18 protein-coding genes and 3 pseudogenes are annotated in these 20,315 nt (G+C 72.4%); 11 read left to right on the forward strand and 10 right to left on the reverse strand.

Annotated features, from left to right (window positions below):
• Positions 1–6 precede the first annotated feature (6 nt).
• From OIE40_RS00915 to OIE40_RS00930, 4 genes are all read right to left on the reverse strand, one after another.
• On the reverse strand, positions 7–180 hold the full coding sequence (locus OIE40_RS00915) for a DUF5302 domain-containing protein (RefSeq protein WP_264698919.1): 174 nt from the start codon (positions 178–180) through the stop codon (positions 7–9).
• A 36-nt stretch (positions 181–216) separates the two neighbouring features.
• Entirely contained in the window at positions 217–945 is a 729-nt protein-coding gene (locus OIE40_RS00920; protein WP_264698920.1) for a pentapeptide repeat-containing protein, read from the reverse strand.
• Positions 946–973: 28 nt separating this feature from the next.
• A complete protein-coding gene (locus OIE40_RS00925) occupies positions 974–1,525 on the reverse strand; it encodes a hypothetical protein (RefSeq protein WP_264698922.1) in 552 nt (183 codons plus the stop codon).
• A gap of 201 nt (positions 1,526–1,726) precedes the next feature.
• On the reverse strand, positions 1,727–2,608 hold the full coding sequence (locus tag OIE40_RS00930) for a MerR family transcriptional regulator (protein WP_264698924.1): 882 nt from the start codon (positions 2,606–2,608) through the stop codon (positions 1,727–1,729).
• Positions 2,609–2,718: 110 nt separating this feature from the next.
• Here OIE40_RS00930 and idi point away from each other — a divergent pair.
• The 6 genes and pseudogenes from idi to OIE40_RS00960 all read left to right on the forward strand — a co-directional run.
• A pseudogene (idi, locus tag OIE40_RS00935) lies at positions 2,719–3,258 on the forward strand (isopentenyl-diphosphate Delta-isomerase); the annotation flags it as partial.
• Positions 3,259–3,459: 201 nt separating this feature from the next.
• Positions 3,460–4,347 (forward strand): annotated as a pseudogene (locus OIE40_RS00940) (polyprenyl synthetase family protein); the annotation flags it as partial.
• Positions 4,344–5,834 carry a phytoene desaturase family protein gene (locus OIE40_RS00945; RefSeq protein WP_264698925.1) on the forward strand — a complete coding sequence of 497 codons (1,491 nt, stop codon included), beginning with the start codon at positions 4,344–4,346 and terminating at the stop codon, positions 5,832–5,834. The pseudogene OIE40_RS00940 and the gene OIE40_RS00945, both read left to right, overlap by 4 nt.
• The gene (locus OIE40_RS00950; RefSeq protein ID WP_264698927.1) at positions 5,831–6,724 is read left to right on the forward strand and encodes a phytoene/squalene synthase family protein; all 894 of its coding nucleotides are present in this window, start codon (positions 5,831–5,833) and stop codon (positions 6,722–6,724) included. The genes OIE40_RS00945 and OIE40_RS00950 overlap by 4 nt, the downstream gene beginning before the upstream one ends.
• A 9-nt stretch (positions 6,725–6,733) precedes the next feature.
• Positions 6,734–7,309: a dCTP deaminase gene (gene dcd / locus OIE40_RS00955; RefSeq protein ID WP_264698929.1), complete on the forward strand. Its 576-nt coding sequence runs from the start codon at positions 6,734–6,736 to the stop codon at positions 7,307–7,309.
• Between the two features lie 27 nt (positions 7,310–7,336).
• Positions 7,337–8,046 (forward strand): annotated as a pseudogene (locus OIE40_RS00960) (sugar-binding domain-containing protein).
• 31 nt (positions 8,047–8,077) lie between these two features.
• Here the strand turns inward: OIE40_RS00960 and OIE40_RS00965 are convergent.
• The 5 genes from OIE40_RS00965 to ald are packed head-to-tail and all read right to left on the reverse strand — an operon-like array spanning position 8,078 to position 12,118.
• On the reverse strand, positions 8,078–9,532 hold the full coding sequence (locus OIE40_RS00965) for an FAD-dependent oxidoreductase (protein WP_319805184.1): 1,455 nt from the start codon (positions 9,530–9,532) through the stop codon (positions 8,078–8,080).
• A complete protein-coding gene (locus OIE40_RS00970; RefSeq protein WP_264698931.1) occupies positions 9,529–10,287 on the reverse strand; it encodes a methyltransferase domain-containing protein in 759 nt (252 codons plus the stop codon). The genes OIE40_RS00965 and OIE40_RS00970 overlap by 4 nt, the downstream gene beginning before the upstream one ends.
• Positions 10,284–10,610, reverse strand: a complete 327-nt coding sequence (locus OIE40_RS00975; RefSeq protein ID WP_264698933.1) for a lycopene cyclase domain-containing protein — start codon at positions 10,608–10,610, stop codon at positions 10,284–10,286. Before OIE40_RS00975 ends, OIE40_RS00970 begins: the two co-directional genes overlap by 4 nt.
• Positions 10,603–10,944: a lycopene cyclase domain-containing protein gene (locus OIE40_RS00980; RefSeq protein WP_264698935.1), complete on the reverse strand. Its 342-nt coding sequence runs from the start codon at positions 10,942–10,944 to the stop codon at positions 10,603–10,605. Before OIE40_RS00980 ends, OIE40_RS00975 begins: the two co-directional genes overlap by 8 nt.
• A 55-nt stretch (positions 10,945–10,999) precedes the next feature.
• Positions 11,000–12,118 (reverse strand): alanine dehydrogenase, encoded by a 1,119-nt coding sequence (gene ald / locus OIE40_RS00985; protein WP_264698937.1) that lies wholly within the window; start codon positions 12,116–12,118, stop codon positions 11,000–11,002.
• 400 nt (positions 12,119–12,518) lie between these two features.
• Between ald and OIE40_RS00990 the strand changes: the two genes are divergently transcribed.
• The 3 genes from OIE40_RS00990 to OIE40_RS01000 all read left to right on the forward strand — a co-directional run bounded on the left by OIE40_RS00990 (position 12,519) and on the right by OIE40_RS01000 (position 15,464).
• A complete protein-coding gene (locus OIE40_RS00990; RefSeq protein ID WP_264698939.1) occupies positions 12,519–13,340 on the forward strand; it encodes a winged helix DNA-binding domain-containing protein in 822 nt (273 codons plus the stop codon).
• A gap of 179 nt (positions 13,341–13,519) precedes the next feature.
• Positions 13,520–13,885 (forward strand): DUF485 domain-containing protein, encoded by a 366-nt coding sequence (locus tag OIE40_RS00995; protein WP_413774455.1) that lies wholly within the window; start codon positions 13,520–13,522, stop codon positions 13,883–13,885.
• The gene (locus tag OIE40_RS01000; RefSeq protein ID WP_264698942.1) at positions 13,863–15,464 is read left to right on the forward strand and encodes a solute symporter family protein; all 1,602 of its coding nucleotides are present in this window, start codon (positions 13,863–13,865) and stop codon (positions 15,462–15,464) included. The genes OIE40_RS00995 and OIE40_RS01000 overlap by 23 nt, the downstream gene beginning before the upstream one ends.
• Before the next feature lie 407 nt (positions 15,465–15,871).
• Here the strand turns inward: OIE40_RS01000 and OIE40_RS01005 are convergent, their stop codons facing one another.
• Positions 15,872–17,530: a glycoside hydrolase family 13 protein gene (locus OIE40_RS01005; RefSeq protein WP_264698944.1), complete on the reverse strand. Its 1,659-nt coding sequence runs from the start codon at positions 17,528–17,530 to the stop codon at positions 15,872–15,874.
• Between the two features lie 100 nt (positions 17,531–17,630).
• Here OIE40_RS01005 and OIE40_RS01010 point away from each other — a divergent pair, with 100 nt between their 5' ends.
• Positions 17,631–18,638 carry a LacI family DNA-binding transcriptional regulator gene (locus OIE40_RS01010; protein ID WP_264698946.1) on the forward strand — a complete coding sequence of 336 codons (1,008 nt, stop codon included), beginning with the start codon at positions 17,631–17,633 and terminating at the stop codon, positions 18,636–18,638.
• A 9-nt stretch (positions 18,639–18,647) separates the two neighbouring features.
• Positions 18,648–20,291: a penicillin-binding protein 2 gene (locus OIE40_RS01015; protein ID WP_264698948.1), complete on the forward strand. Its 1,644-nt coding sequence runs from the start codon at positions 18,648–18,650 to the stop codon at positions 20,289–20,291.
• The last annotated feature ends 24 nt before the right edge of the window (positions 20,292–20,315 follow it).

The following is a 20,315-nucleotide window of genomic DNA, read 5'->3' on the forward strand; positions in this document are numbered from 1 at the left end:
CGGGCGTCAGCCGCCCGACTTGCGCCGGAACTCCCGCCTGCCGCCCTGGGCGTGGGTGTTCCTGGCGGAGCCACGATCGGCGTCGGTGTGGTCGGTGCCGGCCTGCTGGCCCTGCTTCTTGCGCTCCAGTGCGGCCCGGAAGGCGGCCTTGGTGTCGGCGTTCGGATCGGGATCCGGCATGCGGGTACCTCCTGCTGGGCTGTTGGTGCTGACAATCTAGCTGGCGGCCCATCGCCACGGCGGCGGTTCGGGGGGGCGGACGCCGGGCGTCCAGGTGCTGACGGTGGCGCCGTGCCGGGTCAGGGCGTCCAGGAACTCCGCCAGCGACACCGCCCGTTCCGCGCCGTCGCCGACGAGCGCCACCGTTTCGGCGAAGGGACTGACGGCCCCGGCCGCCCCGCCCACCGCCGAGGCGTCGAAACGGCTTTCGTCGACGGCGAGCTGGTCGATGTCGGCCTCGTCGAACCGCGCGCCGGCGGCGTCCGCCCGGATCAGCGAGGCGACCACCAGGTGGGCGCGGGTGAAGTCCGCACCGGTCAGATCGGCGCCGTAGAAGTCGGCGTCGGCGCAGTCGGCCCGCCGGAGCACCGCATGCGGGAGCCGGGCTCGGGTCAGGTCGGCCTTGCGCAGGTCGGCACCGGCCAGCCTGGCGCCCTCCAGGCGCGCTCCGGCCGCGAACGTCCTGACCAGGTCGGCGCCGGTCAGGTCGGCATCGGTGAGCACCGCCTCGGGCAGCTCGGCCCCGTACAGCACCGCGCCGGCCAGCCGGGCACCGCTCAGGTCGGCCCCGGCGAGGTCGGCGCCCTCGAGGTTCGCCCCGCTCAGGTCGGCCCCCGGCAGCCTGAGCCCGCGCAGGTCGGCGCCGGGCAGCGCCAGCTGCGCGCCCCGCTCGTGGTCGGCCAGCCATTCGGCGTGCGCCGCGAGGCGCGCCGTCCAGTCGGTCATCGCGTCCTCCTGCTCCGGCTCGGTTCGGTCACGGCCACCACAGCACCCTTCTGCCCCAGCCGGCCCGTTCGACCGCGTCGGTGAGCTTCGCGACCTGATCGGCGTTGAGGTGCCGGCTGTCCATCATGACGTCGATCCCGCCGTCGAGCTTGCGGCGCATGTTGGCCATGGCCGTGTCCAGGTCGAAATTGTTGCTCCGGAACGCCTTCACGTCCCAGCTGCGGCGCGCCCCGTCGACGAACTCCTCGCCCGGATGCGTCGACCGCTGCAGCCCCCGCACGGCGCCACTCTTCTCCAGTCCGAGGCCGACCTCGGCCTCCTCCCAGGAGCCCTTGGTGACGCGTCCGCCGTGGGCGGCGTCCTTCGCCAGTTCGCGCAGCCTCGGCAGTTCGGCCTCGGTGAACCGGCCCGATCGGACACTTGCCGCCTCCCAGTCGCTCTGGGTGCCCCTGGAGGTGCCCGAGCCGCGTCCGGAGCCGCCGGAGGAGCCGCTCGACGAGTCGCCGCCCTGGCTCGCCATCTGCAGCAGACCCTGGGCGATCAGGCTGGTGCCGACGCGACGCCGCGGGTCAGCAGCCACTGGAGGCAGACGGTGACCGGCGCACAGACCAGGAAGCCGACCCCGACGGCCTGCAGCAGGGTGCCGATCCGCAGCGTCCGCGAACCCGACCCGAGGATGGTCAGCGCTGAGCGACCGAGACGACGGCCGCGAACACCATCAGAACGATCACTCGCACCTCCCGGACTCGCCGGTCACGGTACGCGAGGGAGGGTTCGGGCCTCAGTCGTCCGGCTCGAGGCGGGCGGTGAGCGTGTCCCGCAGTTCCTCGGCGGCCGCGGTCAGCGAATGGCCGAGCCCGGGCGCCAGGTCGGCGACGTCGGCCTGGCGTCCGCCGCCGGCCAGCAGCAACGGTGGGGTCTGCAGGGCGTCCGTCCGGCTCAGGCGGCCCAGCGCGCTCAGCGCGGCCCGCGCGCCGGCGACATCGTCCTGCGTGGGAACGGCGATCACCACGGCCGCCGGCGGATGCGCCGGGACGGCGCCGACCCAGGCGTCCTCGGGCAGATCCGGGCCGAGATAGACCACCTGCAGGCCTGCCAGCCGGGCCAGCACGTTGAACGCCGCGAGGCCGACCTCGTGGTGGCAGCCGCTGGGCAGACCGGTCAGCACCAGCGGGCCGTCGGCCGGGTTGGGGGTGTTCTCGAAGGCGACGTGCAGCCGGCGCAGCACCGTGGAGGCCACGGCGTGCTCCTGCCAGACCGTCACCCGGCCCTGCGCCCAGGCATTGCCCAACTCGGTCAGCATCGGCATCAGCCAGCCCTCGATGACCTCGGGCAACGGTTGCGCCCGGAAGCGGGCGGCGACCAGGGCCTGCCGGCGGACGGGGGACAGCCCGGCGCCCACGGCGGCCACGAACTCCTGCGGGCTGGGCAGGTCGGCGGCGTGCCCGGCGCCGTCCAGCGCGACCGCTGCGGCGTTGCGCGGTGCCCAGCCGGCTTGCACCAGTTGTCGCATGAACCGGAAGCGCGCCACCGCGGCCTCGTCGTACAACCGGTAGCCCGAGGCCGATCGGGTGGCCGCCGGAAGTTCGTAGCGGCGCTCCCAGGCCCGCAGGGTCGCGGTGGGCACGCCGCTCAACTGCGCCACCTGCTTGATCGTGTACACCGCACAAACCCTTCTGGGATCTTCTGCGCATGGTACCGAAGGGCTAACCTTATACAAAGCTTGTACAGTCTGGTTTTCACACGCCGCAGTCGGCCGAGGAGGGATCGTCCGTGCTGGACCGCCTGTCGTTTGTCGAGGACGCCGTCGTGCTGCTCAGCGACCAGGGACGCCCGATCGGCACCGCCCCCCGGCTGGCGGTGCACACCACCCACACCCCCCTGCACCTGGCCTTCTCGTGCTACCTGTTCGACGCCGACGGACGCCTGCTGCTGACCCGGCGCTCGTTGGCCAAGAGGACCTGGCCGGGGGTGTGGACGAACTCGTGCTGTGGCCATCCACTGCCCGGTGAGGACGCCCCGTCCGCCGTCCGGCGTCGCGTCGCCGAAGAGCTCGGCGTCGACATCGAGGAGTTGTCGCTGGTGCTGCCCGACTTCCGCTACCGGGCGGTCGACGCCGGCGGCGTGGTCGAGAACGAGCTGTGCCCGGTCTGGGTCGGCCGGGTGAACGGCGCCCGGCTGCAGCCGGACGCCGACGAGGTCGCCGAGCACGCCTGGGTCGACTGGCCGGACTTCGTCGCCGCCGCCCGCGCGACGCCGCAGGCGTTCAGCCCCTGGTCGGTGCTGCAGGCGGCCGAGCTGGCCGAACGGCTCGACGACGCCGGACGCCCGGCCGAGGCCTGGGCCGACGATGGGGCCGGCGTCCCTCTCGAGAGCGAAACGGTGGCCGCGGTCCAGGCGTCCGTCGCCGACGAGCTGGACGGGCTGACCGATGCGTGGCAGTCCTGGGTGCCCGACGTCGAGGTGTTGCCGGTCGACCTGCCGCAGTGGCTCGCCGGCCTGTCGACGCTGGGCGGCAAGCGGTTCCGGCCCCGGCTGGGGCACTGGGGCTATGTGTCGGTGGGCGGACGCCGCGGCGTGCGGCACGACACCCTGGTCACCGCCGCTGCGGCCCTTGAACTGCTGCACCTGTTCGCCCTGGTGCACGACGACGTGATGGACGAGTCCGGCTCTCGGCGGGGTGCCCCGGCCGCGCACGTCCAGGCGGCGACCTGGCACCGCGAGCAGGGCGCGGCGGGGCGACCGGAGGTGTTCGGCCGCAACCTGGCCATCCTGCTCGGAGATCTGGCGCACGCCCGGGCCGACCGACTCGCGGACACGCTGCCCGCCGCCCTGCGCTCGACCTGGCACGAACTCTGCCTGGAACTGATCGCCGGTCAGCGCGCCGACCTCACCGGTGCGGCCGCAGGCCGCCGCGACCGGGAGCATGCCGAGCGGATCGCCCAACTCAAGTCCGGCTCGTACTCGGTCACCCGCCCCCTGCAGTTGGGCGCGCTGGCCGGCGGGGCGTCCGCCGGCCAGCGAGCCGTGCTGGACCGGTACGGACGGCACGTGGGCAGGGCGTTCGCCCTGCGCGACGACCTGCTGGGGCTGTGGGGCGACCCTTCGGTCACCGGCAAGCCCGCCGGCGACGACCTGGCCGACGGCAAGGCGACGGTGATCCTCGCGCTGGCGGGCGAGACCCTGACCGGCGCGGACGTCGCCCTGCTGGCCGAGCCGGTGATGGACGTGCCCGCCGTGCTCGCCGCATTCGAGCGAGCCGGGATCCCGCAACGCGTCGAGGAGTTGATCGCCACCGAGGTGCGGGCCGCCCGGGACGTCCTGACCGACGCCCCGCTCACCCGGGCCGGCGTGGCGGGTCTGCACGAGATGGCCGCCGCGATCGCCTGGCGCCGGGCATGAGCCACGTGGTGGTGGTCGGGGCCGGGCTGTCCGGCCTGGCGGCGGCCTGTCACCTGCTGGGCCGCGGCCACCGGGTGACCGTGCTCGAGGCGTCCGACCGGCCGGGTGGACGGGCCGGCGCGCTGCAGGCCGACGGTTTCACCTTCGACACCGGCCCGGTGGTGCTCACCATGCGCGGGCTGCTGGCGCGCGTCTTCGCCGCCGCCGGCACCCGGCTGGAGGACCACCTGCGACTGATCCGGATCGACCCCGCCTACCGGGCGGTGTTCGACGACGGCTCGGTGCTGCACGTGCGGCACGGACACGAGGCGATGCGGGACGAGATCGCGACCCACTGCGGGGGCAGGGACGCCGCCGCCTTCGACGGCTTCGTGACCTGGCTGAAGGCGCTGCACGACGTCGAGGTGCCGCACTTCATCGACCGCAACTTCGACTCTCCGCTACAACTGGCGGCCAACCCGATGGCGGCGCTGAAACTGGCGGCGCTGGGCGGGTTCGGACGCCTCGGGCGGGCCATCGAGCGACGCTTCGACGATCCTCGGCTGCACCGGCTTTTCTCGTTCCAGGCGATGTACGCCGGGCTGGCGCCCTCGCAGGCCCTGGCGCTCTACGCGGTGATCACCTACATGGATTCGATCGAGGGCGTCTGGTTCCCGGTCGGCGGCATGCGGGCGATCGGGCCGGCGCTGGCGCAGGCGGTGACGGCGGCCGGCGGCGAGGTGTGCTGCTCGACCCCGGTGCAGCGGGTGCTGAGACGCGACGACGGGGCGGTCACCGGCGTCCGGCTGTCCGACGGTTCGACGATCACGGCGGACGCCGTCGTGCTCACCCCCGACCTGCCGTACGCCTACGACACGCTGCTCGACCTCGAACCACCGGGGGTGCTGGGTGCGAAGTGGCCCGGACGGCGTCCGCGCTGGTCGCCCTCGTGCGTGGTGTGGCACGCCGGGGTCGAGGGGACGCCCGAGCCCGACGCCGCGCACCACACCATCCACTTCGGGCGGGACTGGGACGGGGCCTTCGACGACCTGCTGAAGCGCGGTGTGTTGATGCGCGACCCGAGCCGGTTCGTGTGCCGGCCCAGTGTGGACGACCCGGACGCCGCCCCCGAGGGCCGCCAGACTCTCTACGTGCTCGAGCCCACCCCCAACCTGGCCGACGGTGACCTGGACTGGACCGCGTCCGGGCGGTCCGCGATGCGCGAGCGGCTGCACGGCTTCGTCGCCGGGGCCGGCTATCCGGCCGACGTGGTGACCGAGGCGCTGGTGACGCCGCTGGACTGGCAGCAGCAGGGCATGGCGGCCGGGACGCCGTTCGCTCTCGCCCACACCTTCGGCCAGACCGGCCCGTTCCGGCCGGCCAACGTCCGCGCCGATGCCCCGGGGCTGGTGTTTGCCGGGTCGGGGACGACCCCCGGCGTGGGCATCCCGATGGTGCTGATCTCGGGCCGGCTCGCCGCCGACCGGGTCGACGAGATGCTGCGATGACCCCGGGTGGTGGGCCGCCCGCCGACACGAAGGCCCTGGTGGCGAGGGGGTTGCGGCGAAGCCGGGCGATCACCCGCCGGCACGGCACCACCTACTGGTGGGGGACGCTGCTGCTGTCCCGCACGCAGGCGCACGACGTGGCCGCCGTGTACGCGATCTGCCGCCTCGCCGACGACCTCGTCGACGAACAAGCCGACCCGGTGCGCGCCGAGGCCGACCTGGAGCAGTTCCGGGACCGCTTCTACGCGGCCTGGGACGGCGCCGGCTCCACCCAGAACGAGTCCGACGCCGAGATCCTGGCCGCCGGCGCCGAGGTGGTCCGGCGGCGGGGGATCTCCCGGGAGTGCTTCGACCGCTTCTTCGACGCGATGGCGCTCGACCTGACCCGGACGTCGTGGGCGTCCTGGCCGGACCTGCGTGACGGCTACATGGAGGGCTCCGCGGCCGTCATCGGCGAAATGATGCTGCCGGTCCTGGAACCGCTGACCCCGGCGGCGATGGAACCGGCCCGCCAGCTCGGGCTCGCCTTCCAGCTCACCAACTTCATCCGCGACGTAGGCGAGGATCTCGACCGCGGCCGGGTGTACCTGCCGGCCGACGAACTGGCGGCGTCCGGGGCGGACCCGTGGCTGCGCCGGGTCACCCCGCAGTGGCGCGACTTCCTGGCCGGCCAGATCGCCCGCAACCGCGAGCTCTACGCGGCGGCCCGGCCCGGCATCTCGATGCTGCCCACCCGCTCGTCCCGGTGCGTCGCCGCAGCGCACGCCCTGTACGCGCAGATCCTCGACCGGATCGAGGCGTCCGGGTATGACGTGTTCAGTGGCCGCGTCCGGGTGCCGGGGTGGACGAAGGCGCGCACCGTCGCGGCGCTGCTGACCGCGGCACGATAATCTCGGCGCGTGCTGCTTTCCGATCGCGACATCCGCGCCCAGATCGACGCGGGGCGGGTGCAGTTCGACCCGTGGGATCCTGCGATGCTGCAGCCCAGCAGCGTCGACGTCCGGCTGGACCGGTTCTTCCGGCTGTTCGACAACCACAAGTACCCGGTGATCGACCCGGCGCAGGACCAGCCGGAGCTCACCCGGCTGGTCGAGGTCGACCCGGCGGAGGGTTTCGTCCTGCACCCGGGCGAGTTCGTGCTCGGCAGCACCTGGGAGACCGTCACCCTGCCCGACGACCTGGCCGCTCGGGTCGAGGGCAAGTCGAGCCTGGGACGCCTCGGGCTGCTCACCCACGCCACCGCCGGCTTCGTCGACCCCGGCTTCAGCGGGCACGTGACACTGGAGCTGTCCAACGTGGCGACGTTGCCGATCATGCTCTGGCCGGGCATGAAGATCGGCCAGCTGGCGTTCTTCCAGCTCACCTCGCCGTCGGAGAATCCGTACGGCTCGGCCGTCTACGGCTCGCACTACCAGGGCCAGCGCGGACCGACCGCCTCGCGCAGCTTCCAGAACTTCAGCCGCGCCGACGTCTGAGGGCCCACTGCACCACCGTTTCAGGGTGTGCCACCCGGGAGCCCGAACCCCCGGCGGACTTGTCGTGGCACCGGAGCAGCGGATCCGCTCAGCCGGGGTCCTGCGGAATCGAGGGGGCGGACGCTGAACGCCCTGTTCGACGATCTGGAGCGGCTGCCACGGGTCGAGATCGTGCAGTTGGCGGGGCGGTTCGGTGGCGACCTCAACAACTCCCAGGGCGAGTTGACCCGGCGCACGGTGGCGCTGGCCGGCGGGGCGGCGCGCGCCATTCCGGCGCCGTTCTTCATCGACGACGCACGCGCCGCGAACGCGTTGCGCCGGCGGCCCGAGGTGGCATCGGTGGTGGCCGAGTTCGACCGGATCGGCACCGCGGTGGTCGGCATCGGGGCCGTCCACCCCAGGCCGGTCTCCATCGCCTACTCGGACATGCCGGCCAGGTTCACCGAGCGAGTGCTGCAGTCCGGCGCGGTGGGCGAGGGGCAGGGCACCTGTTCGCCGATGACGGGCACAGCGTCGACGCCGTCCTGTGGCGGCACACCCTGACGGTCACCCCCGAGCAGTTGCGCCGGGTCGACCGGGTGGTCGCCGCCGCCGCACACCCGCTCAAGGCACGGGCGGTGCGCTCGGTGATCTGTTCGGGCATCCTCACCGACGTGGTGGTCGGCATCGAGTTGGCCCACGCCCTGCTGGCCATGCCCCGGGTGGCCCGCGACGAGATGTACGCCGCGCGCGCCTGAGCGGGCATCCACCGCACGGGCGGGGTCGGGATCAACCGACCAGCCCGCGCATCGGCGCCGACCAGACCTCCTCGCCGGCCACCCCCCACTGCGCGAGCAGGGCGTTCGCAGCGAGGACGCCGGTGGTGGCGGCCCGCTCCATCAGCGCGACCGGCAGGTCGCAGCGCACCCAGTCGCCGGCCAGCACCAGGTTCGGCCACCGGGTCTGGACGCCGGGGCGGTCGGCGTAGGGGGAGGGGTCGACCAGCGGGCAGTCGTCGGCGACCAGTAGGTGACGATCGACGATGCCGGCGACGCGGGTCTCGGGCCACGCCCGGTGCAGCTCGGCCAGCAGGCGCGCATCGACGTCGTCGGTGGTGGTGAGCGCGTAGCCGTGCAGTTCCACCACCGATCCGCCGGTCGCCGCCGCCCACCCTGTCGCGCCGGCCTCGAACCGGTCCAGCACCGAGATGTTGTCCAGCGGGCCGAAGCCACTTGTACCCACGAAGGCCGGCCGCTCGTCGGCCACGGGACGGTCCAACCACAGCCGCAGCACGGCGAATGGTGGCGCGTTGCGCGTGGCGGCGACGCGGGGGTCGACCTTGCCGATCAGCTCGCGGGCCGTGCGCGGGTCGGCGGCGAGCACGACGCCGTCGGCCACCAACTCCTCGCCGCCGGCCACGACCCGGCCGGCGGCGGCGTCCACCTCGTCAACCCGGACGCCGGTGCGCACCGCGACACCGAGCGACGCCAGGTAGCGCCCCAGCGGGGCCCACAACGCGGTGTCGTAGTCGTCGTCGGGCACGTCGAACAGCAGTCCCTCGGCCGAGCCGAGGAAGTAGCTGTGGAACATGGCGACCAGTTCGCCGGCGGCGAAGTCGGTCGGATCCGCGAAGAAGCTGCGGGCGAACACCTCCAGGGCCAGGTCGCGGGCGGCCGGTGGGAACCGCAGTCGGTCGAGGAAGGCCGCGGCCGATTCCCCGTCGTAGCGGCTGTAGCCACCGGGGAAGCGGACCCGCACCAGCTCGAGCGCGGCCCGGACATCGACCCGGGTCAGGTCGCGCAACCGGAAGGTGGGACTGGTCAGGACGAACCCGATGATGCTCCACGGCGGCGTCCGGGGCAGCGAGCTGAACGAGTCGGTCAGCCCGTCGGGCCTGGTCAGCGGGTAGTCGTCGATCGCGACGAGCCGGTCGAGGGTGGGGTCGGTGCGGCGCAGCAGGGCGCGCAGGTTGTAGTACTGCCGGAAGAAGGCGTGGAAGCCGCGGCTCATCGTCCGGCCATCGCCCAAGGGCCACGCCCGGACCCGCCCGCCCAGTTGCTGCTGGGCCTCCAGCAGGGTGACCCGGACGCCGCGCTCGGCCAGCACGGTGGCCGCGGCCAGCCCAGCGATGCCGCCGCCGACGACCACGACGTGCCGGTCCTCGCGGGCCTTGACCGCGCCGCCGTGGGCGGGGTGCCGGACGGCGCGGCGATCGCGCCCCGGCAGCCGGCGGGCGCGCCTCACGACTGCGTCCGAGGGTCAGGGGTCCCGGCAGCCTCGCCCGGCGGGGTCTGGCCGGAGAGGGGCTTGCGGGCCCGGATCACGTGCAGGATGCCGCGCTGCCAGCCGGACACGGTGCGCGACTCGACCCCGGTGAAGCCGGCCGCCACCAGCCGGTCGCAGAACCCGGGCACGGTGTCGAAGTCGAGCACGCTGCGCTCAAGGTATTCATACAGCCCGCGGTTGCCGCCGGTCAGGGTGGCCAGCGGCAGGATGACGCACCGGCACACGCCGCGCCAGGTCCAGGCCGCCCGGCGGGAACCGGCCACCGAGTACTCCAGCACAACCAGCGCGCCGCCCGGCTCGAGCGCGGCGAACGCGTCGGCCAGGGCGGCGTCCCGCTGCGACTCCGGAACGTTGCGGAACAGGTAGGCGGCCAGCACCCCGCCGACCAGGGCGGTCAGTGTCGGGGCCAGCGAACCGGCCAGCCCATGCCGGAACTCCACCCCTGCCGGCCACCGCTTGGCCCTGGCCTGGGCGAGCATGCCCGCCGAGGCGTCCATCCCGAGCACCTCGACGTCGCCGAACGCCCGCAGCAGGGCCGCCGTCGAGGCTCCCGAGCCGCAGCCGAGGTCGACCAGGGAGGCACCGGGGCGTACCCCCTGCCGCAGTGCGCGGGCCGCGGCGTCCAGATGGTCGTGGTAGCCGGGATTGAGGCCGACCAGCAGGTCGTAGCGCCCCGCCCCGGCGTCGAACGCGGCCGTGACCGCCTCACTCATGCCTTCTCCTCGCTGGTGGGCCGGGGGCGGGTGAGCCGGTGCCAGGTCAGCAGGGTGAGCGTCACCATGGCGAACCCGAAGCCGAAGTCCTCGATCGGGATGTCGAACGGGAACCGGACGCCGAGGAACTCATCGGGGGAGTAGATCACGATCGGGTCGGACAGTTTGGTCAGCCAGCCGTCCACCCAGATCTGGAAGAAGAACACCAGCGCCATCGCGAGCCAGTACTGCGCGGTGCGGAAGATGCCGGTGCGCAGCCACCAGACCTCCACGGCGATCACGCCCAGTACCGCGACGACGGTGAGCAGCGTGTACTCAGGCATCGGCGTCCTTCGAGCCGGCGCCGCGCAACCGGCGCAGCACGGTGCCCACCGCCTCGTAGGTGAGCAGCCCGCAGATGCCGATGGTGACGAAGAACACCAACTCCTCCACCGGCATCACCCCCAGGTGCACTCCGGTGACGAAGGCTGGGTTGTAGGTCCAGTGATCGCGGACGATGCCCACCACGTCCCACACCGAGAACACCACCAGCATCGGCAGCAGGGCCAGCAGCATCAGCCTCCAGCGGGCGTAGACCCGGGCGCCGAGCAGCAGCTCCAACGGCAGCGTGATCACCAGGCACCCCGCCATCAACAGCAGGTACTGGTAGTGGTTCATGCGCCTCCGTCCAAGGTTTGTCCAACCTTAGCGGTCGGCCGGCGGCCCGCCGTGCTCAGTCCAGCACGCTGCGCACCGACGTCGACGGCAGGTCGGTGAACGCCGCACTCACCCCCGAGCAGGTCACCGCCCCGCCGACCGTGTTCAAGCCGAGCGCGAGCGGCTGCGACTCGTCGCAGGCCCGGCGCCACCCCTTCTCGGCCAGCTGCACGGCATAGGGCAGGGTCGCGTTGGTGAGCGCCCAGGTCGAGGTGTTCGGCACCGCACCGGGCATGTTGGCCACGCAGTAGAAGACCGACTGATGCACGGTGAAAGTGGGATCGGCGTGAGTGGTCGGCCGGGAATCCTCGAAGCAGCCGCCCTGGTCGATCGCCACGTCGACCAGCACCGAACCCGGCTTCATCTGAGCCACCATGTCATGGGTGACCAGCTTGGGCGCCCTGGCCCCGGGGATCAGCACGGTACTGATGACCAGATCGGCGGCCAGCACCTGCTCGCGCACGCTCAGCGCCGTCGAGACGATGCCCTGGATGCGGTTGTCGTAGCGCCAGAACGTCATCCGCAGCTTCTCCAGGTCGGTGTCCAGGATCGTGACGTTGGCGCCCATGCCGAGCGCGATGTTGGCGGCATTCTGCCCGGCCACACCGCCGCCCAGCACCACCACCCGGGCGTTCGGCACGCCGCCGACCGCACCCATCAGCACCCCGCGGCCACCCGCGGCCTTCATCATCGAGTGCGCCCCCACCTGCGGCGCGAGACAGCCGGCCACCTCGGACATCGGGTAGAGCAGCGGCAGCATTCCGCTGGGCAGCTGCACGGTCTCGTAGGCGAGCGACGTGGTGCCGGCGGCGAGCAGCGCCTCGGTCAGAGCCCGGTCGGCGGCCAAGTGCAGATAGGTGAACAGCAGCAGGTCGTCGCGCAGGTAGCCGTACTCGGGTTCGACCGGTTCCTTCACCTTCATCACCATCTCGCCCGCCGACCAGGTGGTGGCGGCGTCCGGCAGGATCGTCGCGCCCTGCGCGGCGTACTCCTCATCGGTGATGGACGACCCCAGGCCGGCCCCGGCCTGGACGAACACCTGGTGTCCGCGGCGGGTCAGCTCGTTGACCCCGACCGGGGTGATGGCGACGCGGTACTCGTGGTTCTTCACCTCGGTGGGCACTGAGATCCTCATGGCTCTCCTTCGACGCGCGCGCCGGCCGCGACCTGGGTGTACCGCTGACCGGCAGAACTGGGTGGTGGGCAGCAGTGTAAGGCCGCGCGTCCCCCACGTTTAGGCTGGCGGGGGACGAGCTGGCGGCCCGGACGCCGGCCCGCCAGTTCCCGGCCGGACTCGAGCCGGGAGACGTGGCCGGCATGGTGCGCCAGATCGGTCGATCCAGTCCCAGAGCGCCGGCTCGGTCTTCGTCGGGGCGGCGGCCCGGATGCCCGGTCCTCACCCGTGACCAACTCACGGACGCCTACCGCGGCGCCGCGATCGTCCGGGGCAGCACGCTGCGCGGCACCGTCCACACCAGCACCGCGGCCGCCCACCCACTCCTCGAGGCGATTACCCGACTGGGGCAGCGGGCCCTGTGGTCCGCACCCTGAAGCCGTCCGAGGCGACCCTCGAACAGGTCTGGGAGGCCCTGGAGTCCCATGCTTGGGAACACTGGCGGACCGCGGCCGAGCCGGCCGGGTTCTTGCTGGACTGGCTGGCCGAGCACGATCCGGCGGCGGCGCCGAGGCTCGCCGGCCAGCAGGGACGCCATGTCGCCTTCGGCCACGGCGGCCTGCTACGGCGTCCGGTCAACGGCTACTGGGCCGGACAGGGGACCGCCGAGTACCGCACCGCGGCCGCCCTGCTCGGTGACCGGGCGGCCCGCAGCCGGGCCGTGGGCAACCCCGACGAGGCCATCGACGAAGCCTTCCGGCGGCAGATCGCGGCAGCCGGGCCGCTCAGTCGCCACGACCTGGCCTGGTGGTCGGGGCTGGGGCTGACCCGGGTGGACGCCTGTCTGGCCCGGCTCGACCTTCGCGGCGATCGGACCCGACGGCCGCAGCTACCACGACCTGCCGGACGCCCACCGCCGGCGGTCCTGGCCGGCGTCCGGCTGTTGCCCGAGTACGACGCACTGCTGTGCGCCTTCGACCCCTCAGCCCGCGCGCGGTTCGTCAGCCCCGAGCACTACGAGGTGCTGTGGGCGCAGGCCAACGGAGCCCTGCGGCCACCGGTGTTGCTGAACGGCCGGCTGAGCGGGCATTGGCGACTCGCCGGCAGCGGTACCCGCCGCGCCCTGCACCTGACCATGTTCCGGGGCTCGCGGATCGACCGCGGCGACTCCACGCTGGGAGGTGCCGTGGCAGCCCTCGACGCCGCGCTGGACGTGCGGATCGGCACCGTCGCGTTCGGCTGAGCTTGCGTCGCACGGCTGAAAGCGCTTGCAGCCACGCCGCACGAAAAGCTCACCGCCACCGGGATCACGTTTATGCTCCCGGCAAGCCGACGCCGAGCCGGTGTCGGCGCCACCAGGAGTCAGGAGTCACCGTGGCCTCCCCCAACGAGCCCTCCCCGCCCACCGACCCCGAGCGGCGGTTGCCGCCGCACCACAATCCACTGCCCGAACTGAGCGGACAGGACGCCGGCGTCATCAGCCAGGCCGACTTCGAGCGCGTCCAGGCGTCCGACGAGTTCGTCGAACTGCGCCGCCGGTTCCGCAGCTTCGCCTTCCCGATGACCGTGGCGTTCATCGTCTGGTACTTCCTGTACGTGCTGCTGTCCACCTACGCGGTGGGCTTTATGTCGATCCCGTTGATCGGCTACATCAACGTCGGCATGGCGATGGGCCTGGCCCAGTTCGTCACCACCTTCCTGCTGACCTGGCTGTACGTCCGGCACGCCAACCGCCAACTGGACCCCCTCGCCGAGCAGCTGCGCAATGACCTGGAAGGCGGTGCCTGACATGCAGATGGGCAATCCCCTGCTGAACATGGGCATCTTCGCCCTCTTCGTGCTGATCACCCTGGTCATCGTCGTCCGGGTCGCTTCGCGGGCCAACCGGACCGCGACCGACTTCTACGCCGGCGGCCGGGCCTTCAGCGGACGCCAGAACGGCATCGCGATCGCCGGCGACTACCTGTCGGCGGCGTCCTTCCTCGGCATCGCCGGGGCGGTCGCGGTGTACGGCTACGACGGCCTGCTCTACTCGATCGGCTTCCTGGTGGCGTGGCTGGTCGCGCTGCTGCTGGTGGCCGAGCCGCTGCGCAACACCGGCAAGTACACGATGGCCGACGTGCTGAGCTTCCGGATGAAGCAGCGCCCGGTGCGCACGGCCGCCGCCACCTCGACGATGGCGGTGTCGTTCTTCTACCTGCTCGCCCAGATGGCGGGCGCCGGTGGACTGGTGGCGCTGCTGATGGGCATCACCGACCACACCCAGCAGGGCCTCGTGATCGCGCTGGTGGGCGTGCTGATGATCGTCTATGTGCTGGTGGGCGGCATGAAGGGAACCACCTGGGTGCAGATCATCAAGGCGGTGCTGCTGATCCTGGGCGCCGGCGTGATCTGCATCATGGTGATGTTCCACTTCGGCTTCAACCTGTCCGCGCTACTGGGCGAGGCGGTTGCCGCCAGCCCCGACGGCGTCCGGGTGATCGAGCCGATGCTGCAGTACGGCAAGGACCCGCTCAGCTTCGTGTCGCTGTCGATCGCGCTGATCTTCGGCGCCGCCGGCCTGCCGCACGTGCTGATGCGGTTCTACACGGTGCCGACCGCCAAGGAGGCCCGGCGCTCGGTGTCGTGGGCGATCGGGCTGATCGGGGCCTTCTACCTGTTCACGCTGATCCTCGGCTACGGCGCGGCGATCTTCGTGGGCAAGGAGGCCATCCTGGCTGCCCCGGGCGGCGTCAACGCGGCCGCCCCGGCGCTCGCCTTCAAGCTGGGCGGCGAGATCCTGCTCGGCGTGATCGCGGGCGTCGCCTTCGCCACCATCCTGGCGGTGGTCGCCGGCCTGACGATCACCGCGGCGGCGTCGTTCGCGCACGACATCTACAACTCGGTGCTCAAGGACGGCACGGCCACCCCGGAGAACGAGGTGAAGGTGGCGCGGATCACCGCGGTCGTGATCGGCGTCATCTCGATCGTCGGCGGCGTGGCGGCCAACGGCCAGAACATCGCCTTCCTGGTGTCGCTGGCGTTCGCCGTGGCGGCCAGCGCCAACCTGCCGTCGATCCTGTACTCGCTGTACTGGAAGCGGTTCAACACCCGCGGGTCGGTGTGGTCGATCTACGGCGGCCTGATCTCGGCGGTCGGCCTGATCGCGTTCTCGCCTGTGGTGTCGGGGCTGAAGTCGTCGATGTTCCCGATGGTCAACTTCGCCTGGTTCCCGCTGACCAATCCGGCGCTGATCTCGGTGCCGCTCGGCTTCTTCCTCGGCTGGCTCGGCACGGTCACCAGCAAGGAGTTCGACGCCGCCAAGCAGTCCGAGATGGAGGTCCGGTCGATGACGGGCGCGGGCGCCGAGAAGGCCGTCGCGCACTAGCGGACCATCGGAGACGACCCCGCACAAGCGCCGTGCGCGATGCCCGGCGGCCAGGCCCCACCCCCCGAAAGGGCCTGGCTCGCCGGTGCATCGCGCACCATCGTTCCCCCCGTGAGTCGCACCGCCGGCTCGTCCCCCCGAACTGCCGGGATCAGCGACTTCAACCACTAGGTGACCGCACCCACCATCCTGATACAGGGCACTGACGGTTCCTTTTCACCGGTCGTGGCCGCCCTGATCGAGCGTGGTGGTGGGACCCTGGGCCACCTCTCGTGGGGGTCGGGCGTTCTCAGCAGCGCCCACTACTTTCGGGAACCCCGTCTGCTCTCGTGTTGCAACACGAAAGTAGCCACCGTTCCTGCGAGTAGTGGGCGTTGCTGAGAACGGCCCCTCCCCGGGAGCAGCCCTCAGGCGCGCAGCCAGGCCGTGGTGTCCGGCGGCAGCATCACGCCGGCCAGCGGGCCGGACGCCAGCAGCACCTCGCCCTCGGGCAGCGCCACGGCGTCCGGGCCGAAGTTCGTCCACGACCGGACGCCGGGCTCGCCCGCCCTTCCCGGCCGGGTGAACGCCAGGACGCCGTCGGGGGCGTCCAGCCAGGCGAAGTCACCGTCACCGAAGGCGGCCAGCTCGCGACGCAGCCCCAGCGCCGCCCGGTACAGCTCCAGGGTCGAACCCTCGACGCCGTCCTGGGCGTCGGCGGCCAACGGTGCCCAGTCGTCCGGCTGCGGCAGCCACGGGGCCGCGCCACCGGCGGGGGAGAAGCCGTAGGAGGTGCCGGACGCCGTCCACGGCAGCGGCACGCGGCAGCCGTCGCGGCCCTTGTCGGTGCCGTTGGACTGCACCCATACCGGATCCTGCAGCGCCTCGACGGGAATGTGCTCGGCCTCGGGAAGGCCCAATTCCTCGCCCTGGTAGACGTAGGCCCCGCCCGGCAGCGCAAGCATCAGCAGGGCTGCCGCCCGCGCCCGGCGAAGCCCCAGCTCGAAGTCGGCCGGCCGGCCCTCGAAGTGGACCAGGTTGCGGGCCATCTTCACCAGGCCCTGCTGCTCACGGGCATAGCGGGAGACGGGACGGGCCACGTCGTGGTTGCCCAGCACCCAGGTCGGCGGGGCGCCGACGGATGCGTGCGAGTCGATGGTCCGGTCGATCACCGCCCGGAGGTCGCCGGGCAGCCATGGCGCGGTCAGGAAGTCGAAGTTGAACGCGGTGTGCAGTTCGTCGGGCCGCAGGTACGCCACCAGCCGATGTGCCCGGCCGACCCAGATCTCGCCGCAGAACGCCCGGGACGGGCTGTACTCGTCGGCCACCGTGCGCCACTCGCGGAAGATGTCGTGCACCCTCGGCTGGTCCCAGTGCGGGTGGTCGTGCTCGGCGTCGTCCTCGAGCGGGAACTCCAGGCCGTTGAGGTCGGGCAGCGCCCAGTCCTTCTCCAGCCCGTGCGCGACGTCGATCCGGAAGCCGTCGATCCCCCGGTCGAACCAGAACCGCAGGCTGGTCTCGAACTCGGCCCTGATCGCCGGACTGCGCCAGTTCACGTCCGGCTGCTCGGGGGTGAACAGGTGCAGATACCACTGGCCGTCGGCGACGCGCGTCCAGGCCGGACCGCCGAACGTGCTCTGCCAGTCGTTCGGCGGCAGTTCGCCGCCGGCGCCGCGGCCGTCGCGGAAGATGAACAGGTCGCGCTCCGGCGAGCCCGGACCCGCGGCGAGGGCCCGCTGGAACAGCACGTGCTGGTCGGAGGTGTGGTTCGGGACGATGTCAATGATCACCTTGATGCCGGCTTCGTGGGCCTCGGCGATCAGGGCGTCGGCCTCGGCCAGGGTGCCGAAGACAGGCTCGATGTCGCGGTAGTCGCTGACGTCGTAGCCGGCGTCCTTCATCGGTGAGGGGTACCACGGGCTGATCCAGATGGCGTCGACGCCCAGCGCCGCCAGGTGGGGAAGCTTCGACCGGATGCCGGCGACATCGCCCACCCCGTCACCGTCGGCGTCGGCGAAGCTGCGCGGATACACCTGATACACCACCGCGTGCCGCCACCAGTCGTCGTCTGCGTTCCGACCCTGCATTTTCCAACCCCTTTACCGGTATAGTCTGTACCGGTAAAGTATCGTCGCGGTAGCAGCAGCGCAAGTCCCGCGGAGAGCTCGATCACAGGAGGGGGTGCCGGTGCCTAAGGTGACCCTGCAGTCCATCGCCGCCCGGCTGGGCGTCAGCCGGATGACGGTCTCGAACGCCTTCTCGCGCCCCGACCAGCTGTCGGCGCAACTGCGCGAGCGCATCCTGGCCGAGGCGGCGCAACTGGGCTACACGGGCCCCGACCCGGCCGCCCGCTCGCTGGCCCGCGGGACGTCGGGAGCGATCGGCGTGCTCTGGACGGAACCGTTGCGCCTCGCCCTCTCGGACGCCGTCACCGCCGGTTTCCTGGGCGCCCTTGCCGACGAGCTGAGCGGCGACGGACTGGCCCTGACCCTGCTGCCACCCACCGTGCCCGCCCACGACATCGCCATGGACGGCGCAATCGCCTACTCATCCCCCCTGGACTCGCCCAGCATGCGCTGGCTGCGCCGGCGCAGGGTGCCGGTCGTCGGAGTCGACATGGCTTGGCCGGACGGCCCGTCGGTGACCATCCACGACCGCGAGGGGGCCAGGGACGCCGCCGCCCACCTGCTGGGGCTCGGCCATCGCCGCATCGCCGTCCTCACCCAGGCCGGCGGGGGCGATGCGGGACCGGGAGAACGCGTCGCCGGCTGGCTGGAGGGGCTCGGCGGGATCAAGCCGGTGGTGAGCCTCGTCCACGTCTATGCCGACAACCGGGCCGTGATCGTCGACCTGCTCCGCCGGGTCAGGCCCACGGCCGTGCTGTGCCTGACCGACCTGGTCGCGGCCCAGGTGCTGGCCGTCGCCGCCGAACTGGAACTCAGCGTGCCCGGCGAGTTGTCGGTGATCGGCTTCGACGACCATCCGATCGCGGCCGGGCTCGGCCTGACCACGGTCGCGCAGGACGTGGACGCCAAGGGCCGGGCCGCCGCCCAGCTCATGCGCGACCTGCTGGCGAGGGAGGCCGGCTCGGAGGCCGAGCCGCCGGCCGGGGTCCGGCTCGGCGTCGAGCTGGTGCTGCGCGGCAGCACCGGCCCCGCCCCCTCGACCACGGGGGCTGTCCGGGGCCGCTACTAGCATGCGGCCATGCCCACACCGCAGCCCGGACGTCGCAGCCGTTGGCTGATCGTCGTCATCGTGACGGTGGTCGTGGCCGTCGGGGGCGGCTTCCTCGCCTGGCGCGCGGTGACAGACCCGCTACCCGCCGCCACCGCCGCGGCGCAGCGGGCGGCCGACGCGTTGGCCGCCCGGTCGATCGGTGACGGCTCGTTCGGTTCCAGCGTGGGCCCTGCCGAGCTCGACGACCTGGCTGCGACACTGCGCGGCATGGGCACGCTGCGGCCCACCGTCACCGTCGAGTCGGTGCAACTGCGCGACGACGGACGCGAGGGCACCGCACGGCTGCGCGCCGAATGGGTCATCCACGCCGGCAAACCGGTCTGGATCCAGGACGCCTACCTGCGGCTGGTGCGCGGCGCGGACGGCTGGACGGGGGTGTGGGACCGTGACCTGATCGCGTCCGGACTGGCGGTGGACGACCGGCTGCGCGCCGTGCGGCTGGCACCGACCCGCGGCGAGATCCTGGGCGCCGGCGACGAGCGGCTGGTGTGGAACGCCGACGCAAAGCGGATCGGGCTGGACAAGACCCTGATCGCGGCCGACGCGCAGCCCAGGGCCGCCTCCCGGCTCGCGAAGGCGGTCGGCATCGACGTCGACGCCTACGTGGCCAAGGTCGCGGCGTACGGTCCCAAGGCCTACGTCGAGGCGACGGTGATCCGCGCCGTCGGCAGCGCCGAGTGGCCCACGTTGACCGCGGCGCGGGCCGTCGAGGGTGTCAGGGTGTTCGACACCGTCCGCCCACTGGCGCTGTCACCGACCTTCGCCCGGCAACTGCTGGGCAGCGTCGGCGAGGCGACCGCCGACCTGATCGACCACTCCGACGGCACCATCCGGGCCGGCGACCTGGTCGGGCTGGGCGGCCTGCAGCGGGTGCACAATGCCGAGCTGATGGGGGTCACCGGGTTCGTCGTGCAGTCCTACCCGAAGGACCACCCCGAGGATCCGACCGAGCTGTTCCGGGTGGACTCGGTGCCCGGCAGTTCGCTGCGGCTGACCCTCGACGCCGGCCTGCAACAACGAGCCGAAGCCCTGGTGAATCGGTCCTCCGGCAGGTCGGCGGCGGTGCTGCTGCGACCCTCCGACGGGGCGATCCTGGCACTCGCCAGCCGTCCCGGCGCGACCACGGCCACCACTCAGCGGGTCTATCCCGACGACTTCGCGCCGGTGAGCGCCGTGGCCGGCGACGGCGACACGGCGGGTGCGCTGCGGCTGCTGGGCGTGACCGAGCCGTTCGGGCTGGGCGTGGACACCTTCGGCGCCGACCTCGAGGGCGGCACGCTGCGGCTGTCGCCGTTGTCCATGGCCGTGGCGACGGCCTCGGTGGCCCGGGGCAGCACCGTCGTGCCGGCACTGCTGGCCGACGAGACGTCGACCCAGGCCGCCGAGTCGATCACCCCGGCGCAGGCCGAACGGGCCCGCCGGGCCATGGTCGAGCGGGCCGGATCCACGGTCCTGGCCGGCCTCCGCAAGGCCACCGGCGCGAGGCTGCCGGCCGACGGCGATGGCAAGTTCTGGACCGTGGCGGTCCGCGGCGACCTGGTCGTGGTCGGCTACGACTCCGACAAGGGGTCGGTGGCCCTTACCGCTGCGCTGCTGCGCGCGGCCGGCTGAGGGTGGCGGGCTCCTAGACTGGCG

It is taken from the genome of Micropruina sonneratiae, assembly GCF_025972045.1.
Taxonomy (GTDB): domain Bacteria; phylum Actinomycetota; class Actinomycetes; order Propionibacteriales; family Propionibacteriaceae; genus Micropruina; species Micropruina sonneratiae.

Coding starts and splice junctions, on each gene's coding strand:
- OIE40_RS00915 (WP_264698919.1), bottom strand. CDS start 180: ATGCCGGATCCCGATCCGAACGCCGACACCAAGGCCGCCTTCCGGGCC.
- OIE40_RS01000 (WP_264698942.1), top strand. CDS start 13,863: ATGACCTGGAAGGCGGTGCCTGACATGCAGATGGGCAATCCCCTGCTG.
- OIE40_RS01015 (WP_264698948.1), top strand. CDS start 18,648: ATGCCCACACCGCAGCCCGGACGTCGCAGCCGTTGGCTGATCGTCGTC.
- OIE40_RS00945 (WP_264698925.1), top strand. CDS start 4,344: ATGAGCCACGTGGTGGTGGTCGGGGCCGGGCTGTCCGGCCTGGCGGCG.
- OIE40_RS00920 (WP_264698920.1), bottom strand. CDS start 945: ATGACCGACTGGACGGCGCGCCTCGCGGCGCACGCCGAATGGCTGGCC.
- OIE40_RS00970 (WP_264698931.1), bottom strand. CDS start 10,287: ATGAGTGAGGCGGTCACGGCCGCGTTCGACGCCGGGGCGGGGCGCTAC.
- OIE40_RS00975 (WP_264698933.1), bottom strand. CDS start 10,610: ATGCCTGAGTACACGCTGCTCACCGTCGTCGCGGTACTGGGCGTGATC.
- ald (WP_264698937.1), bottom strand. CDS start 12,118: ATGAGGATCTCAGTGCCCACCGAGGTGAAGAACCACGAGTACCGCGTC.
- OIE40_RS01005 (WP_264698944.1), bottom strand. CDS start 17,530: ATGCAGGGTCGGAACGCAGACGACGACTGGTGGCGGCACGCGGTGGTG.
- OIE40_RS00980 (WP_264698935.1), bottom strand. CDS start 10,944: ATGAACCACTACCAGTACCTGCTGTTGATGGCGGGGTGCCTGGTGATC.
- OIE40_RS00950 (WP_264698927.1), top strand. CDS start 5,831: ATGACCCCGGGTGGTGGGCCGCCCGCCGACACGAAGGCCCTGGTGGCG.